15 protein-coding genes are annotated in these 15,849 nt (G+C 71.2%); 4 read left to right on the top strand and 11 right to left on the bottom strand.

What is annotated here, in order from left to right; translation table 11 throughout:
• Window positions 1-184: 184 nt before the first annotated feature.
• Window positions 185-1,270 (top strand): alanine racemase, encoded by a 1,086-nt coding sequence (gene alr / locus MKK69_RS27675; protein WP_243973366.1) that lies wholly within the window; start codon window positions 185-187, stop codon window positions 1,268-1,270.
• A gap of 44 nt (window positions 1,271-1,314) precedes the next feature.
• On the top strand, window positions 1,315-2,751 hold the full coding sequence (radA, locus tag MKK69_RS27670; RefSeq protein WP_243973365.1) for a DNA repair protein RadA: 1,437 nt from the start codon (window positions 1,315-1,317) through the stop codon (window positions 2,749-2,751).
• A gap of 275 nt (window positions 2,752-3,026) precedes the next feature.
• Here the strand turns inward: radA and acnA are convergent, their stop codons facing one another.
• The 5 genes from acnA to cdd all read right to left on the bottom strand — a co-directional run bounded on the left by acnA (window position 3,027) and on the right by cdd (window position 9,615).
• Entirely contained in the window at window positions 3,027-5,726 is a 2,700-nt protein-coding gene (gene acnA / locus MKK69_RS27665; RefSeq protein ID WP_243973364.1) for an aconitate hydratase AcnA, read from the bottom strand.
• Window positions 5,727-6,307: 581 nt separating this feature from the next.
• On the bottom strand, window positions 6,308-7,633 hold the full coding sequence (gene deoA, locus MKK69_RS27660; RefSeq protein ID WP_243973363.1) for a thymidine phosphorylase: 1,326 nt from the start codon (window positions 7,631-7,633) through the stop codon (window positions 6,308-6,310).
• Between the two features lie 2 nt (window positions 7,634-7,635).
• Entirely contained in the window at window positions 7,636-8,367 is a 732-nt protein-coding gene (gene deoC / locus MKK69_RS27655; protein ID WP_243973361.1) for a deoxyribose-phosphate aldolase, read from the bottom strand.
• Window positions 8,364-9,197: a purine-nucleoside phosphorylase gene (locus MKK69_RS27650; RefSeq protein WP_243973359.1), complete on the bottom strand. Its 834-nt coding sequence runs from the start codon at window positions 9,195-9,197 to the stop codon at window positions 8,364-8,366. Before MKK69_RS27650 ends, deoC begins: the two co-directional genes overlap by 4 nt.
• The gene (gene cdd / locus MKK69_RS27645; RefSeq protein WP_243973358.1) at window positions 9,190-9,615 is read right to left on the bottom strand and encodes a cytidine deaminase; all 426 of its coding nucleotides are present in this window, start codon (window positions 9,613-9,615) and stop codon (window positions 9,190-9,192) included. The genes MKK69_RS27650 and cdd overlap by 8 nt, the downstream gene beginning before the upstream one ends.
• Before the next feature lie 141 nt (window positions 9,616-9,756).
• Between cdd and MKK69_RS27640 the strand changes: the two genes are divergently transcribed.
• Window positions 9,757-10,011: a type II toxin-antitoxin system Phd/YefM family antitoxin gene (locus MKK69_RS27640; RefSeq protein ID WP_243973357.1), complete on the top strand. Its 255-nt coding sequence runs from the start codon at window positions 9,757-9,759 to the stop codon at window positions 10,009-10,011.
• A complete protein-coding gene (locus MKK69_RS27635) occupies window positions 10,008-10,280 on the top strand; it encodes a Txe/YoeB family addiction module toxin (protein WP_243973356.1) in 273 nt (90 codons plus the stop codon). Before MKK69_RS27640 ends, MKK69_RS27635 begins: the two co-directional genes overlap by 4 nt.
• A gap of 60 nt (window positions 10,281-10,340) precedes the next feature.
• Here MKK69_RS27635 and MKK69_RS27630 read toward each other — a convergent pair whose 3' ends face one another.
• From MKK69_RS27630 to MKK69_RS27605, 6 genes are all read right to left on the bottom strand, one after another.
• Window positions 10,341-11,117, bottom strand: a complete 777-nt coding sequence (locus tag MKK69_RS27630) for an anti-sigma factor family protein (protein WP_243973355.1) — start codon at window positions 11,115-11,117, stop codon at window positions 10,341-10,343.
• A gap of 102 nt (window positions 11,118-11,219) precedes the next feature.
• A complete protein-coding gene (locus MKK69_RS27625) occupies window positions 11,220-11,852 on the bottom strand; it encodes a sigma-70 family RNA polymerase sigma factor (protein ID WP_243973354.1) in 633 nt (210 codons plus the stop codon).
• Window positions 11,853-11,899: 47 nt separating this feature from the next.
• Window positions 11,900-12,454 (bottom strand): glutathione peroxidase, encoded by a 555-nt coding sequence (locus tag MKK69_RS27620; RefSeq protein ID WP_243973353.1) that lies wholly within the window; start codon window positions 12,452-12,454, stop codon window positions 11,900-11,902.
• Window positions 12,455-12,592: 138 nt separating this feature from the next.
• The gene (locus MKK69_RS27615) at window positions 12,593-14,221 is read right to left on the bottom strand and encodes a methyl-accepting chemotaxis protein (RefSeq protein ID WP_243973352.1); all 1,629 of its coding nucleotides are present in this window, start codon (window positions 14,219-14,221) and stop codon (window positions 12,593-12,595) included.
• Window positions 14,222-14,526: 305 nt separating this feature from the next.
• The gene (locus tag MKK69_RS27610; protein ID WP_243973351.1) at window positions 14,527-15,654 is read right to left on the bottom strand and encodes a patatin-like phospholipase family protein; all 1,128 of its coding nucleotides are present in this window, start codon (window positions 15,652-15,654) and stop codon (window positions 14,527-14,529) included.
• A 14-nt stretch (window positions 15,655-15,668) separates the two neighbouring features.
• The gene (locus MKK69_RS27605; RefSeq protein ID WP_243973349.1) at window positions 15,669-15,830 is read right to left on the bottom strand and encodes a hypothetical protein; all 162 of its coding nucleotides are present in this window, start codon (window positions 15,828-15,830) and stop codon (window positions 15,669-15,671) included.
• Window positions 15,831-15,849: the final 19 nt, after the last annotated feature.

The raw sequence follows: 15,849 nt of genomic DNA, 5'->3' as shown, positions 1-15,849 counted from the left end.
ACAGGCAAAGTATCAGCGCCAGGACCAGGCGCCGGTATTGGAGTATCCACTGTCTAACCGCCCGCAAATTTCTCCACTGACTTCCAACTCTTCGCTCCCCGCCCCAGATTGAAGTCCATCCGAGATCCAGGACGGCACGTGTTGCATGTCGGCAGGGCATCAATGAGATGATATGCGTCGCGGAATGACCGAGCCCAAACCCATCGACGGCGCCCACGGCGCCCGCCTGACGATCGACCTCGGGGCGATCGTGGCGAACTGGCGGATCCTGGCCGACCGAGGGGGCGCCCCCTGCGCCGCCGTGGTGAAGGCCGATGCCTATGGCTGCGGGATCGGGCGGGTCGGGCCGGCCCTGTGGGCGGCCGGGTGCCGGACGTTCTTCGTCGCCCACCTGTCGGAGGGAGTCGCCGCCCGGGCCGTCCTGCCGGAGGCGGCGATCTACGTCCTGAACGGCCTGCTCCCGGGCACCCTCGAGGCCTACGCGGCGCACGGGCTGCGCCCGGTGCTCGGGAGCGTCGCGGAGATGGCGGACTGGGCTTCGTTCTCGGCCGGACGCCGGCCCGCGGCGCTCCACGTCGATACCGGCATGAACCGCCTGGGGCTGCCGGTGCCGGAGGCGCTGGAGCTGGCCGGCACCCCGGGCATCGCCGCCTGCGGCATCGACCTGCTGCTGAGCCACTTCGTCAGCGCGGAGAAGCCGGAGGACCCGGTCAATGCCCGGCAGATCGCCGACTTCGCCCGGGTCCGGGCGGCCTATCCGGGCCTGCTTGCCTCGCTGGCGAATTCGTCGGGGGTGTTCCTCGACGGTGCCGGGCACGACCTGCTGCGGCCGGGCTACGCCCTGTTCGGCGGCAACCCGAGGCCGGGCTTCATCAACCCGATGCGCCCGGTCGTCCGGCTGGAGGCCCTGATCGCCCAGGTGCGCGCGGTCGAGACCGGCGCCACAGCCGGCTACAACGGCCGCTGGACCGCCCCCGCCCCGAGCCGGCTGGCCACCCTGTCGCTCGGCTACGCCGACGGGTTTCCGCGGGCGATCAGCGGGCGGGGTCAAGCCCTGGTCGGCGGCGTGCCCTGCCCGATCCTGGGCCTCGTCTCCATGGACCTGATCATCCTCGACGTCACCGCGGCGCCCGCGGCCGAGCGCGGCGCGACGGCCGTGCTGATCGGCGACAGCCTGGATATCGACACGGTCGGCCAGGCCGCCGGCACGATCGGCTACGAGATCCTCACCGGCCTGGGTTCTCGATATGTTCGAACTTATGTAGGCTGAACCGATTCCCCGCGGACAGGCCGGACAGCCGGCGCCGGACCCGAATGGCCAAGATCCACCAGACCTTCGTCTGCCAGTCCTGCGGGGCGGTCTACAACCGCTGGCGCGGGCGCTGCGAGGCGTGCAACGGCTGGAACACGATCGTCGAGGAGGCCGCCGCCGCGCCGGGCCAGTCCGGGCCGGTCGCGACCCGGCCGTCCCGGGCCCGCGGCCGGGTCTTCCCGCTGGAGGGGCTGACCGGCGAGGCCAAGGAGGCGCCGCGCATGCCCTCCGGGATCGGCGAGCTCGACCGGGTGACCGGCGGCGGCTTCGTGCGCGGCTCGGTGATCCTGCTCGGCGGCGATCCCGGCATCGGCAAGTCGACCCTGCTGATGCAGGCCTCCGCGGCGATGGCGGGCACCGGCGAGCGGGTCGCCTACATCTCGGGCGAGGAGGCGGTGGGGCAGGTGCGCCTGCGGGCCGAGCGGCTGGGCCTCAGCACGCACCCGGTGCAGCTCGCCGCCGAGACCAATGTCGAGGATATCGTCGAGACCCTGAGCCAGGGCCGGCCGCCGGCCCTGGCGATCATCGACTCGATCCAGACCATGTGGACCGAGACCGTGGAATCGGCCCCCGGCACGGTCACGCAGGTCCGCTCCTCGGCCCAGGCCCTGATCCGCTTCGCCAAGACCACCGGCACGGCGGTGATCCTGGTCGGCCACGTCACCAAGGACGGGCAGATCGCCGGCCCCCGGGTGGTGGAGCACATGGTCGACGCGGTCGCCTCGTTCGAGGGCGACCAGGGCCACCATTTCCGGATCCTGCGCGCGGTCAAGAACCGCTTCGGACCCACCGACGAGATCGGCGTGTTCGAGATGACCGATGCCGGGCTCGCCGAGGTGCCCAACCCCTCGGCCCTGTTCCTGGCCGGCCGCGACCAGCAGGCCGCCGGCACCGCGGTCTTCGCCGGGATGGAGGGGACGCGGCCCCTGCTGGTGGAGATCCAGGCTCTGGTGGCGCCCTCTTCGCTGGGCATGCCGCGCCGGGCGGTGGTCGGCTGGGACCCGAACCGGCTGTCGATGGTGCTGGCGGTGCTGGAGGCCCATGGCGGCATCCGGCTCGGCACCCACGACGTCTATCTGAACGTCGCCGGCGGCTTACGGATCACCGAGCCGGCGGCGGATCTGGCGGTGGCCGCCGCCCTGGTCTCGTCCCTGTCGGGGGCGGTGCTGCCGCCCGAGACGGTGTATTTCGGCGAGATCGGCCTGTCCGGGGCGATCCGGCCGGTGGCCCAGGCGGGTGCCCGGCTGAAGGAGGCCCAGAAACTCGGCTTCGCCAAGGCCCTCATTCCGCAGGGACGCGGCGAGGGCGACAAGGCCCTGTCGGTGGAGACCCTGCGCCACATCGCCGACCTGGTGGCGGGGATCAGCGCGGGCGCGCCGCGGAAGGGCTCCGGACCGCGCGGGCGGGCCCAGACGCGCTACGCCGACGAGGAGGTGTGAGGGGTTTTCCCCTCCCCCTGGATCTACGGACGACACAGGTTTGGGGCACCGGCGCTGTTGCAGGCCGCGACGCGCGCCTCGCCCGTGCGGGAGAGGGGACCTGCGCCTTCTGCCGCAACGGCCTGACTGCGGCCACGAATGAAACCGGTGTGGCCCGTAGCCCGTGGATGTTCGGTGGGGTCGGGGCGGTGCGGGAGTTCCCCACCGCCGGCTCCTCCCCACGAGGGGGGAGGAGCGCGGGTCGATGATGCGAGCGGAGGGATCCGCCCGGTCGGTCAGGCCGCGAGGGAGCGCAGCACGTAGGGCAGGATGCCGCCGTTGCGGAAGTATTCCAGCTCGTCGAGGGTATCGATCCGGCAGGTCAGGGGGACCTGCTTCACCGAGCCGTCGGCGGACTTGATCTCCGCGGTGAGCGTCTGGCGCGGCTTCAGCTCGCCCGCCAGCCCCTTGATGGTGACGGTCTCGTCCCCCTTCAGGCCGAGCGACTGCCAGGACGTGTCGCCCTGGAAGACCAGCGGCACCACGCCCATCCCGACGAGGTTCGAGCGGTGGATGCGCTCGAAGCTCTCCGCCACCACGGCGCGGACGCCGAGCAGCTTCGTGCCCTTCGCCGCCCAGTCGCGCGACGAGCCGGTGCCGTATTCCTTGCCGGCGAAGATCACCAGCGGCGTCCCCTGCTCCGCGTATTTCATCGCCGCGTCGTAGATGAACATCTTCTCGCCGGTGGGCTGGAAGTGCGTCCACCCGCCCTCGACCACGCCGCCGGAGGCGTCCCGCACCATCTGGTTCTTGATGCGGATATTGGCGAAGGTGCCCCGCATCATCACCTCGTGGTTGCCGCGCCGCGTGCCGTACTGGTTGAAGTCCTGCACGCGCACCTGATGCGTCTGCAGGTATTCACCGGCCGGGGAGGCCGCGCGGATATTGCCTGCCGGCGAGATGTGGTCGGTGGTGATCGAGTCGAGGAACAGGCCGAGGATGCGGGCCTCGGCGATGTCCTCCACCGGCTTCGGGGTCTTCTCCATGCCGACGAAGTACGGGGGGTTCTGCACGTAGGTGGAGCCGGGGTTCCACGCGAAGGTCTCGGCCTCGGTGACCTCGACGTCCTTCCAGTTCTGGTCGCCGCCGAACACGTCCGCGTAGCGGGACTTGAACAGCGCCGAGGTGATGTTCTGCTCGATGAACTGCTGCACCTCCTCAGAGGACGGCCAGATGTCCTTGAGGTAGACCGGCTTGCCGTCCGAGCCCTGGCCCAGGGGCTCCGTGGTGATGTCGATCTGCATCGAGCCGGCCAGCGCGTAGGCGACCACGAGCGGCGGCGAGGCGAGGTAGTTCGCCCGCACGTCGGGGTTCACCCGGCCCTCGAAGTTGCGGTTGCCCGAAAGCACCGCGGCGGCCACCACGTCGTTGTCGTTGATCGCCTTGGAGATCGCCTCCGGCAGCGGGCCGGAATTGCCGATGCAGGTGGTGCAGCCGAAGCCGACGAGGTTGAAGCCGAGCGCGTCGAGGGGCTCCTGCAGGCCGGCCTTGTCCAAATACTCGGCGACCACCTGCGAGCCGGGGGCGAGGGAGGTCTTCACCCACGGCTTGGAGCGCAGGCCCTTGGCGACGGCGTTGCGGGCCAGCAGCCCCGCGCCGATCATCACCGAGGGGTTCGACGTGTTGGTGCAGCTGGTGATCGCCGCGATCACCACGTCGCCGTGGCCGATGTCGAAGTTCGTGCCCTCGACCGGATAGCGGCGCGCGATGTCGGCGGCCTTCTTGAACTCGCTCTCCATCGAGGCCGCGAAGCCGGGCTTGGCGCCGTCGAGCAGCACCCGGTCCTGCGGACGCTTCGGGCCGGCGAGCGAGGGCCGGACCTCGCCCATGTCGAGCGCCAGCGTGTCGGTGAAGGCCGGGTCGGGGGTGTTGGCGTCGCGCCACATGCCCTGCGCCTTGGCATAGGCCTCCACCAGGGCGATCCGCTCGTCGGACCGGCCGGTGACCTTCAGGAAGTCGATGGTCTTCCGGTCGACGGGGAAGAAGCCGCAGGTGGCGCCGTATTCCGGGGCCATGTTGGAGATCGTGGCCCGGTCGGCGACCGCCATGTCGTCGAGGCCGGGGCCGTAGAACTCCACGAACTTGCCGACCACGCCCTTCTTGCGCAGCATCTGGGTGACGGTGAGCACGAGGTCGGTGGCGGTGGTGCCCTCGGGCAGCTTACCCGACAGCTTGAAGCCCACGACCTCGGGGATCAGCATCGACAGCGGCTGGCCGAGCATGGCCGCCTCGGCCTCGATGCCGCCGACGCCCCAGCCCAGCACCGCCATGCCGTTGACCATGGTGGTGTGCGAATCGGTGCCGACGAGCGAATCGGGATAGGCCACCTCGGACCCGGCTTCGGACTTCGTCCAGACGGTCTGCGACAGGTATTCCAGATTCACCTGGTGGCAGATGCCGGTGCCCGGCGGGACCACCGAGAAATTGTCGAACGCCGATTGGCCCCACTTCAGGAAGGTGTAGCGCTCGCCGTTGCGCTCGTATTCCAGGGCGACGTTGTCGGCCAGCGCCTTCGGGGTGCCGAACTCGTCGACGATCACCGAATGGTCGATAACGAGGTCCACCGGCACCAGCGGGTTGATCTTCTGCGGGTCGCCGCCGAGCGCCACCATGGCGTCGCGCATGGCCGCGAGATCGACCACCGCGGGCACGCCGGTGAAGTCCTGCATCAGCACGCGGGCCGGGCGGAAGGCGATCTCGACCTCGGCCTTGCCCTTCTGCTCGAGCCAGCCGACGGCGGCCTCGATATCGGCCTTCTTGACCGAGCGGTCGTCCTCGTAGCGGAGCAGGTTCTCCAGGATCACCTTCATGGAGAAGGGGAGCGCGGTTGCGGAGGCGAGGCCGTTCTTCTCGGCCGCGGGGATGGAGTAGTAGGTGTAGGTCTTGCCGCCGGCTTCGAGCGTCTGGCGGGCCTTGAAGCTGTCGAGTGAGGGCACGGCTGGTTCTATCCTCGCTGCGGTTGTCGAACACGCGCAGGCAAGTCCTGCGCTAGGAGATCCGTGTTCGGCCTGTTTAGCGCCCGACGGGCGCGCGCCGCCCCGGGAGTGCCCGGGCAGGAGACGATGCGCGGGGGCGATTTGGACGCCCGTGGAGCCGCGCGGCGCAGCCAGGTAGGGATATAGAACGTTTCGAATCTGGCCGCTACCGGGTCGCGATGACAGGCGCGTTTTCCTGTCCGGGTGGCGGGGCGCGCCCGTCTACGCATGGTCCGAGAGCGGGGTCACGCATCTGCGTGGGAGACGCGGGCGGCCGGACTCGCCCTCCTGCGGGGGAGGAGGGTCACACATCTCCGGCCGCTGGGTTCCCTCCTCCCCGCCAGGGCTGCGACATTCACACATCGCTGGCCGAGACGCTCTCGTCCCCCTTGCGGGGAGGGGAAAAGCGCTCCGTTGTCATGATGTTGGTGTCAGACTGAGACGTGTGAATCCGGCAGCCTCCGCGGGGCAGAATGGGCCCTGCGTCGGCAAGGGCCGGGGGAGGCTGACGCGCCTGGGTCCGGCCGTGACCCGCCTCCGGCCTAAACGGGGCGCTTGGCCACGGTCGCGCGGGGCGCCGTGCCGAATCCGAGGATCGCCGGCCGTTCGGCGGGCGCTTCGCCCATCCGGTAGGCAGACCGCAGGGCCGCCTCCGCCCGATCCGCGGCGGCCTCGTCGGCTGCGTGGACGATTCCGAGCAGGCCGCCCGACGACCCCGGGGCGGCGAGATCCGTGAATCCGACCCGGGGGTCGATGGAATCCTCCGGGCGGGTCCGGCCGCCGCCGAGCCCGATCACCGCCAGCCCGATCGCCCGGGTTGCGATGCCGGCCACCGTCCCGGCCTGATGGACCGGCCGCCTCACCGGCGCGGCGGGCAGGTGTTTCTCCGGCTCGTCCAGGAGATCGGCCGGACCGCCCAAAGCCGCGACCATCCCGGCGAAGATCTCGGCCGCGCGGCCCGAGGCCAGGACCGCTTCGAGCCGCTCCGAAGCACCTTCGGCGTGCTGCGCGAGACCCCCAGCCACCAGCATCTCGGAGGCCAGCGCAAGCGTCACCGCGTGGAAGCGCGGCTCCCGGCGCAGGCCCTTCAGATAGGCGATGGCGTAGGCGACCTCGACGGCGTTGCCGGCGGCGCTCGCCAGCGGCGCGTCCATGTCGGTGATGAGCGCCGCCGTGCGCAGGCCCGCCCCCTCCGCCACCGTGACGATGCTCTCGGCCAGCGCCCGCGCTTCGGGCAGGCTCGCCATGAAGGCGCCGGAGCCCTGCTTGACGTCCATCACCAGTCCGTCGAGCCCGGCGGCGAGCTTCTTCGAGAGGATCGAGGCGGTGATGAGATCCAGCGACTCGACGGTCCCGGTCACGTCGCGGATCGCGTAGAGGCGCCGGTCGGCCGGGGCGAGGTCGGCGGTCTGGCCGATGATCGCGCAGCCGACTCGGGCGACGACGTCCCGGAAGGTGTCGAGCTCCGGGGTCGCATCGTAGCCCGGGATGCTGGCGAGCTTGTCGAGGGTGCCTCCGGTATGGCCGAGGCCGCGCCCGGAGATCATCGGCACGTAGCCGCCGCAGGCCGCCACCATCGGGGCCAGGACGAGGCTCACCGTGTCGCCGATGCCGCCGGTGGAGTGCTTGTCGAGCACCGGGCCCGGCAGCGCCCAGGTCAGCACCCGGCCTGATTCCGCCATCGCCCGGGTCAGCGCCACCCGCTCGGGGAGCGCCAGGCCGCGGAAGAACACCGCCATGGCGAAGGCCGCCGCCTGCCCCTCGCCGACTGTGCCCTGCGTGAGGCCCGTGACGAAGGCCCCGATCTCCGCGGCATCCAAAGTCAGGCCGTCGCGCTTGGCCCGGATGGTTTCCTGCGGGAGGCGCATGCTCAGAGCCCCCGGGCCTGCATCAGGGCGCCGAACAGGCTGCTCGCCCCGAGCCGGAAGGTTTTTGGAGTCACCCAGTCGGGGCCCATGATCCGATCGGCCAGGGCGAGATAGGCGGCGGCGTCGGCGACGCTGCGCAGGCCGCCCGACACCTTCAGGCCGGCGGGGCTGCTGCGCGCCAGGATCTCCGTCAGCATCGCTTCGGCGGCCTCCGGGGTCGCCGAGACCGGGCTCTTGCCCGTGGAGGTCTTCAGGAAATCGGCCCCCGCCTCCAGGGCGAGCCGGCTCGCCGCCCGGATCGTGTCCGGATCGGCGAGTTCGCCCGTCTCGAGGATCACCTTGAGGGTCGCGGCGCCGCAGGTGTCGCGCACGGCCTCGACCATGTCGCGGGCCAGCGCCGCATCGCCCCGCTGCAGGGCGCGATAGGGCAGGACGAGGTCGATCTCGTCCGCGCCGTCGCGCAGGGCCTCGGCGGTGTCGTCGGTGGCCCGGGCGCAATCCTCGCCGCCTTCGGGGAAGTTGATCACCGTGGCGATCCGGAGGCCGGTGCCGGAGAGCGCCCGGGCGCCCTGCGCGACGAAGCGCGGCCAGACGCAGATCGCGGCGACACCGCCGGCCTTCGCGTCCCGGCACAGAGCGTCGATCTTCGTCTCGGTGCAGGTCTCGCCGAGATCGGTGAGATCGAGGAGCGGCAGCGCCCGGCGGGTGACCACGCCGGTCTCGGGATCGGTCATGGCGTATCTCCGGCGGGCAGGTCTCCGGCGGGCAAGCCGGCCACGAAGGCCCGGATCAGGCGGCCGAGATCCGCCGCGGCCCGGGCCGCCACCGCCTTGGTCTCGGCATGGTGCGGGGCGCCCCCGGCGATCCCGGCCGCGAGGTTGGTCACCACCGAGACCGCCGCCACCGGCAAGCCGAGGAAGCGGGCGAGGATGACCTCGGGCACCGTCGACATGCCCACGAGGTCGGCCCCCAGGATGCCGGCCATCCGGACCTCGGCGGGCGTCTCGAAGCTCGGGCCGGAGAACCACGCGTAGACCCCCTCCCCCAGCGGCACACCGCAGGTGGAGGCCGCCGCGCGCAGGCGCGCCCGCAGGTCGGGGTCATAGGCCTCGGTCATCGGCACGAAGCGGGCATCGCTCGCCTCGCCGATCAGCGGGTTCAGGCCCGACAGGTTGATGTGGTCGGACAGCAGCACGAGGCTGCCGGGGCCGGTCTCCGGCCGCAGGGATCCGGAGGCGTTGGTCAGGAGCAGGCGCCGCGCCCCGAGATGCCGGGCGCAGGCGAGCGGCACGCGCATCACCGCCGGGTCGCCCCGCTCGTAGGCGTGCGCCCGCCCCTCGAAGACCAGGACGGGCCGCCCCGCCAGGGATCCGCGGTGCAGACGCCCGGCATGACCGCTGACCCCAGCCCCCGGGAAGCCCGGGATCGCCGCGTAGGCGAGGGAGACGGCGTCCTCCAGGGCGGCCGCGATCCCGCCGAGGCCGGTGCCGGTCACAAGGGCGCAGGCGTAGTCCCCCGCGAAGCCGGCGGCACGCAGCGCGTCGAGGGCGGCGGCCTCACTCACCGAGCGTCTCCGGACCGAAGGATTCGGGCAGCAGGTCCGCGAGCGTGAAGGTTCTGGCGATGCCGTCCGGGGTGGCGGCGTGGATCGGCGTGTCCGGCCCCGCGAATTCCCGGATGCGCTGGCGGCAGGCGCCGCAGGGCGTCACGAGGCCCGCGCCGTCCCCGCAGACGAGGATCGCCGCGATGCGCCGCCCGCCGGCCGCCACCATGGCGGCGATCGCCCCGGCCTCCGCGCAGGTCCCGACCGGATAGGCCGCGTTCTCGACGTTGCAGCCGGCATGGAGGACGCCGCGCTCGTCGCGCAGCGCCGCGCCGACCCGGAAGCGGGAATAGGGCGCGTGCGCCCGCTCCCGGACCGACCGCGCGGCCGCCAGCAGGGCCGCCCCCTCATCCGCTTGTGCTGAATCCGCAGCCTGCATGGCCGATCTTTGGCACCCGCCGGGGCGGGATGTCGAGGGTCATGGTGGGCCGGAGGAGGCGTCGCGATGCGCGCATCGCCCAGCCTTGTGTCGGACACGCGGCCGAAATATGTACACCATCCTGTACAGCTGAGGATGGGTATGAGCCAGGTCAGCTACACCGAGTTCCGTGCGCACCTCGCGACCTACCTCGACCGTGTCGAGGAGGATCGGGCGGAGCTGATCGTGACCCGGCAGAACCGCCCAGACATGGTGGTCATGCCGCTGGCCGAGCTGGACAGCATCCGCGAGACGCTGCACCTGCTCTCGACGCCGGCGAATGCCAAGCGTCTTCTGGACGGTGTCGCACAGCTTGATGCCGGGGCCGGCACCGAACATAGCCTCATCGAGCCGTGAAGCTCGTCTGGTCAGTGACGGCCTGGGAGGATTACCTGCACTGGCAGGCGACCGACCGGGATACGCTTGTCCGCATCAATGATCTGATCAAGGCCAGCATGCGAACGCCTTTCTCGGGCATTGGGAAAGTCGAACCTTTGCGAGGCAACCTCAAAGGATGGTGGTCGCGCCGGATCACCGGGGAGCACCGCCTCGTGTATCGCGTGAAAGGCGTCGGAGAGGATCAAGTCCTCGAGATTGTCCAATGCCGCTGGCACTACGATGCCTGAAGCGGGCGCGGCCTGTCGCAATGTGGTCGGGACGAGCGCCGGAAGTCTGACTTCACCGCTTCAGCGCGCCGACGGCTCAGCCCCGAGCAGACCCGCCACCTGCCGCAGCGCCGCGTCGTCCCGCGGGCCGATCAGCGCGTAGGCGGTGTCGCCCGCGTTCCAGGAGATGACGTCGCCGTCGTCGGAGCCAGTGAGGGCCGTGGCTCCCCCGCGGAGGCCGCGCGTGGCAAAGAGCGACGCCTCACCAAAGCCCCCGGCCTCCAGGGCGATCTCGATGCCGGTGCCGTGGCGGGCGGGGAAGATCTGGATGTCGCGCACCCGCCAGCCGTCCGGGAGCGTCGGCAGGTCGATGCCCGTGACGGCGCGCAGGCGCGTCCGATCGTAGACCGGCCCCTCGGCCTGGCCCGCGGCCTGTCCCGTCACGCTCTTGCGCAGCTGCGCCACGGCGCGGGCCTGCCGGGCGTCGGCGATCAGGGCCGGATCCGGCGTCGCCGCCTGGGTATCCGGCACGCCGAACCGCCCGATCTCGTCATGGGCGAGCCAGCCCGCGCCGACCAGCACCGCGATGGCGGCGGCCCGCTTGAGGCGCGCGGCGACCCGGCGCCAGCGCAGGTTGCGGTCGAACCGGCGCGCCAGGACGACGGTCCGGTCGGGCCCGGGCCCCGGGACCCGCGCGAAGCAGGCCCGCAGGGCGTCGCGATCGTGCATCTCGGCCATCACCCGGGCGGCGGCGGCGGGATTGGCGGCCAGATGGGCCTCGACGTCGAGGCGGCGCATCGGGTCGATCTGCCCGTCGACGAAGGCGATGAGATCGTCGTCTGTGATCGGATCGATCATCGTGGGGTCCTCGAATCCAGCGTGCCCCGGAGGCGATCCGCCGGTCGCAATCGTCAGTGGGCGCCGGCACCCCTCGGTGCCGGTCCATCGTCGTGCCTGTGCTCAGGACTCCCCGGCGGCGCGCCGGAGGGGCCAGGCGGACCGGCCCCGCGGCGGCGCGTCGGAGACCACGAGCCGGAGGGTGGAGGGCGGCCCGCGCCGCGTCTCGGAGGCCGTCGCACCGGCCTCGGATTCCCCGGGAGCCCGGGTCCCCTCCTCGAAGGCCCGCAGGGCCGCCCGGCCGCGGCCGAGGCGGGACATCAGCGTGCCGATCGGGATGCCGAGCACGGACGCCGCGTCGGCATAGGCCATGCCCTCCAGGGTGACGAGGTGGAGCGCGGCGCGCTGCTCCTCCGGGAGGGTCAGGAAGGCCTGCCGGATCTGGGCGAGGCGGACCTGCCCCTCCTGGGCCGGGGGCGCCGTGTCCTCGGCCATCCGCACCAGCGTATCGGCGTGGCGCGCCTCGACCTGCCGGCGGCGCTGCTCGTCGATGAAGGCGTTGTGCAGCACCGTCATCATCCAGGTGCGCAGGTTGGTGTTCGGGCGGAGCGTGCCCTGCATTTCCAGGGCGCGCACGAGCGTGTCGTGCACGAGATCGTCGGCCCGCAAGGCGTCGCGGGTGAGGGACCGGGCGTAGCGCCGCAGGGGCACCAGCAGGTCGAGGATGTCGGGGTGCGTCTGCGTATCCGAGGCCATGGGGTGTGAACGCCGGGGCGCGGCGCTTTAATCCCGCCGGCGGGCGTTCAGGCCCGGTCGAGGGCGGCCGCGATGCCGGCGATCACCCGCGGATCGGTGGGCTCGACCTGCGTGGCGAAGGCCGCCGCCAGGGTGCCGTCCCGGGCGACGAGATATTTGTGGAAGTTCCAGTGCGGGGTCTCGGACGGGCGCTCGGCGGCGGCCCAGCGGTAGAACGGGTGAGCGGCCGGGAGCTTCACGTGCGTCTTGGCGGTGAGCGGGAAGGTGACGCCGTGGTTCTTTCGGGCGGCCTCGGCGATGGCGGGCCCGTCCAGCGGCTCCTGATTGCCGAAATCGGGGGACGGCACGCCGATCACCGTAAGACCCCGGTCACCGAAGCGCGTCCACAGGGTCTGGAGACCGGCGAGCTGCCCGGCATAGCCGCAGGCGGTGGCGGTGTTGACCACCAGGATGGGCTTGCCCGCATAGGCCGAAAGCGGCATCGGGCCGCCCTCCGGCGTCGCGAAGGCGAAGGCGGTGGCCCGCGCGGCCTCGGCGGCGCGGGCGCCGCCGGCGAGGCCGGCGCCGATCAGAATCAGGGCCTCGCGGCGCAGCAGCGTCATGGGGGCGGCCTCGTTTCGCGCAGGACCCAAGCCGGTATCCCGCTGCGCGATAACGCGCCAGGCCGACCCGCGTTTCGCCCGCCGGGAGGGCGGCTTCGTCGCAGTCGCGGGGCAAGCCGTCCCGGCGGGGGGGCCGGCTCAGGCCGCCCGGACGGTTTCGAGGAAGTCGTGGACCTCCGCGTCGAGCCGCCGCGCCTGCACCGAGAGGTCCGAGGCGGAGCCGAGCACATGCGCGGCGGCCGCCCCTGCCCCCTGCGCCGCCCGGGCGACGCCCGCGATGTTGTGCGTCACCGCGCCGGTGCCGGTCGACGCGTGCCCGACGTTCCGGACGATCTCCTCGGTGGCCGATCCCTGCTGCTCGATCGCGGTGGCGATCCCATCGGCCAATGCGCTGATCTCCTTGATGCGGGAGACGACCACGACGAGAGCCCCGGAAGCGTCCCCGGTGCAGGATCGGATCTCCCCGATCTGGCGGGCGACCTCCTCGGTGGCCTTGGCGGTCTGAGCGGCCAGTTCCTTGACCTCGGTCGCCACCACGGCGAAGCCGCGGCCGGATTCCCCGGCCCGGGCGGCCTCGATGGTGGCATTGAGCGCCAGAAGGTTCGTCTGTGCGGCGATACCCGAGATGAGGCCGACGACGTCGCCGATCCGCGCCGCGCTCGCCTGCAGGCTCTGCATCAGGTCCGAGGATTTCCCGGCTTCGGCGACGGCCGCGCTGGCGACGCCGGTCGACGCTTGCACCTGGCGGCCGATCTCGCCGACCGTCGCGCCGAGCTCCTCGGCGGCAGCCGCCACCGTTCCGACATTCGCGGCCGCCTCCTCAGCCGCGACCGCCACTGAGGTCGATTGGCTCGCCGTCTCGGCGGCGGCCGCGCTCATGGTCTCGGCGGTGGATTGCAGTTCGGCCGCTGCGTCCGTTACGGCGCGCACCACACCCCCGACCGCCGCCTCGAAGCGGTCGGCCATCTCCTGCATCGTGGCCTTGCGCTGCGCCTCGTGGGCGGCGTGCGCCTGGACCGCCTCCAGTTCCAGGGTCTTGGCGCGCGCCAGGCCGTCCCGGAAGACCTGCACGGCGTCGGCCATGGCCCCGATCTCGTCGCCTCGGCCTACGCCCGGCACCTTGGCCGAGAGGTCGTCCGCGGCGAATTTGCGCATCGCATCCGTTATGGCGCGGATCGGCTTGGCGATGCCGAGTTGCAGCAGCACCAGCCCGGTCAGGGCAATCACCGTCATCAGGCCGAGGCCGCCGAGACTGGCCAAGCGCGACGTCGCGATCGCCTCCGCGGCGGCGACGGCGCGTTCCTGCATCAAGGCCCGCTCGGTCTGTGCGATCTCGGCCGTCTTCGCGCGGATGCTGTCCATCAGCGCCTTGCCCGCGCCCGCACTGACCTGACGGCGTGCCTCCTCCCGCGTCGCGGCATCACCCATCAGCGCGATCTCGGTGTCGGCGATCTCGTGGCTCCAGCGCTCGGCCGCGCTCCTCAGCGCCGCGAGCCGGGCCTGTTGCACGGGATTGTCCGCGGTCAGTTGCTGGACAGCCGCCCACGTCGTGGCAAAGGTCTGTCGACCCGCCGTTTCAGGCTCGAGGAAGCGCGGATCCGTGGAGATTAAGTAGCCGCGCAGGCCGGTCTCGCGATCGATCATCGCGGCGCTCATGCGCTCGACCTCGACCAGCAACGCCTGCGTGTGCGCGTTCCGCTCCTCGGTCTCCTCGATTCGACCTATATTCTTTATTGAAATTGCGGAGACGACAAGCATTACAGCCATCAGCGCGCTTATCACGAGCGCGATCTTGACGCTGATTCTCATTTTCACCAAATGAAATGGCATGATACGCCCCCTCCCGGCACGGTTTTCCGTGATCGTCTGGGCCTCCCGAACCCAGACGAAGACGCATATAGTCCGCACGTGAAGGTCTTATTATTGCTAAAATAGCAGATATTCGTAGCACCTGGACAAAATCACGGCTTGAATGCCGCGATATTATACCGACACAGACCTTTAGTTGTGATTCGCGCCCTGGACGATTACTGAACGACGGCCTGCCGCAGCGATGGCGCGCAGTCGCCCGCTCACTGATAGGCCTGTTGCAGGTCGATCGAGCAATCCCGGCCGATCGCCTCATAGGTCTCGGCGAGCCAAGACCGTGCCGCGCCGCGGCCCTTGTCGCGCAGGCGCTTGAAGACGGTCCAGCGGGCGTCGAGCTTCGAGGCGGCGTTGTAGTCCTCCAGGGCGTCGGTGCCGTCGATCCGATGCACCAGGACCCGGCGGTACTGCCCCTGGCCGAGGGTGCCCTCCTCGATCAGCCCGTCGACGAAATCGATGGCGCGCAGTTCCCGCATCAGATTGGCGTTGAAGGTGATCTCGTTGAGCCGGTCGCGGATCTCGCGCTCCGTGCGCGGGGTCTCGCGCCGCTCGACGGGGTTGATCTGGACGAGCACGATGTCGCGGGTCTGGGCGCCCCGGTGCAGGGGGTAGAGCGGCGGATTGCCGAGATAGCCCCCGTCCCAGTAGGGCACGCCGTCGATCTCCACCGCCTGGAAGACCGTGGGCAGGCAGGCCGAGGCCATCAGGTGGTCCACGGTCAGGCGCTCGCGCTCGAACACCGCGAGCTTGCCGGTCCAGACGTTAGTCGCCGAGACGAACACGCCCGCCGTGTCGGCCGCGCGCAGGCGCTCGAAATCGACCTGCTCGGCCAGGGCCTTGCGCAGCGGGTTGATGTTGAGCGGGTTCGACACGTAGGGGCTCGGCGACAGCATCTTGGACCAGAATTCGGCCACCGGGTTTCCCTTCCACAGGTTGAACAAGCCGCTGACGAGGTGGCGCTGGGCCGGGCCGAGGTCGCCGTCGAGGCTCACCTCCCGCCAGAATCGCTCGAGACCCTCGCGGGCCCCGTCCGGGCCGCCCTTGAGCCAGCCATCCACCAGGACGACGGCGTTCATCGCCCCCGCGCTCGCCCCCGTCACCGCCTCGAAGCCGAGGCGCCCGTCCTCGATCAGGGCGTCGAGCACGCCCCAGGTGAAGGCGCCGTGCGCCCCGCCCCCCTGCAGCGCCAGGGCGACCGGCTTCTCGGCCCCGGGGCCGGCCAGCATGTGGCCCGGCATCTGCCCCGGCTGCGCGTCGATCGCGTCCGAGACGGGCGTCTCCGGCACGGCGGTGGCGGGATTGTGCGGCTCGGCGCCGCCGAAGTGCTGGCTCATGTCGGCCTCCTGGGTCAGACCGATAAAATGGATATGCTGCAGCGCAGCATCAACCGCGCGGCAGGGTTGCGGCCCGCCGCCCGGCGGCGCGCCCGCGCGAGCGGATCGGCAACAGCGGCGGACGAAAACCCCGCCGGCCGCACGGCAAACTCGACATCCGCGCGCAGATGCGACATGAGATCCGCGATGTTGTCC

Source organism: Methylobacterium sp. J-026 (assembly GCF_022829585.1).
In the GTDB taxonomy this organism is placed as follows: domain Bacteria; phylum Pseudomonadota; class Alphaproteobacteria; order Rhizobiales; family Beijerinckiaceae; genus Methylobacterium.
Note: the sequence above shows the minus strand (reverse complement) of the source record. Positions and strands in the feature narration are given on the sequence as shown.

Bases quoted from the DNA above. Each gene is read 5' to 3' on its own strand.
- alr (WP_243973366.1), top strand. From the start codon at position 185: ATGACCGAGCCCAAACCCATCGACGGCGCCCACGGCGCCCGCCTGACG.
- radA (WP_243973365.1), top strand. From the start codon at position 1,315: ATGGCCAAGATCCACCAGACCTTCGTCTGCCAGTCCTGCGGGGCGGTC.
- deoA (WP_243973363.1), bottom strand. From the start codon at position 7,633: ATGCGCCTCCCGCAGGAAACCATCCGGGCCAAGCGCGACGGCCTGACT.
- deoC (WP_243973361.1), bottom strand. From the start codon at position 8,367: ATGACCGATCCCGAGACCGGCGTGGTCACCCGCCGGGCGCTGCCGCTC.
- cdd (WP_243973358.1), bottom strand. From the start codon at position 9,615: ATGCAGGCTGCGGATTCAGCACAAGCGGATGAGGGGGCGGCCCTGCTG.
- MKK69_RS27640 (WP_243973357.1), top strand. From the start codon at position 9,757: ATGAGCCAGGTCAGCTACACCGAGTTCCGTGCGCACCTCGCGACCTAC.
- MKK69_RS27630 (WP_243973355.1), bottom strand. From the start codon at position 11,117: ATGATCGATCCGATCACAGACGACGATCTCATCGCCTTCGTCGACGGG.
- MKK69_RS27625 (WP_243973354.1), bottom strand. From the start codon at position 11,852: ATGGCCTCGGATACGCAGACGCACCCCGACATCCTCGACCTGCTGGTG.
- MKK69_RS27620 (WP_243973353.1), bottom strand. From the start codon at position 12,454: ATGACGCTGCTGCGCCGCGAGGCCCTGATTCTGATCGGCGCCGGCCTC.
- MKK69_RS27615 (WP_243973352.1), bottom strand. From the start codon at position 14,221: ATGGCTGTAATGCTTGTCGTCTCCGCAATTTCAATAAAGAATATAGGT.
- MKK69_RS27610 (WP_243973351.1), bottom strand. From the start codon at position 15,654: ATGAGCCAGCACTTCGGCGGCGCCGAGCCGCACAATCCCGCCACCGCC.
- MKK69_RS27605 (WP_243973349.1), bottom strand. From the start codon at position 15,830: ATGTCGCATCTGCGCGCGGATGTCGAGTTTGCCGTGCGGCCGGCGGGG.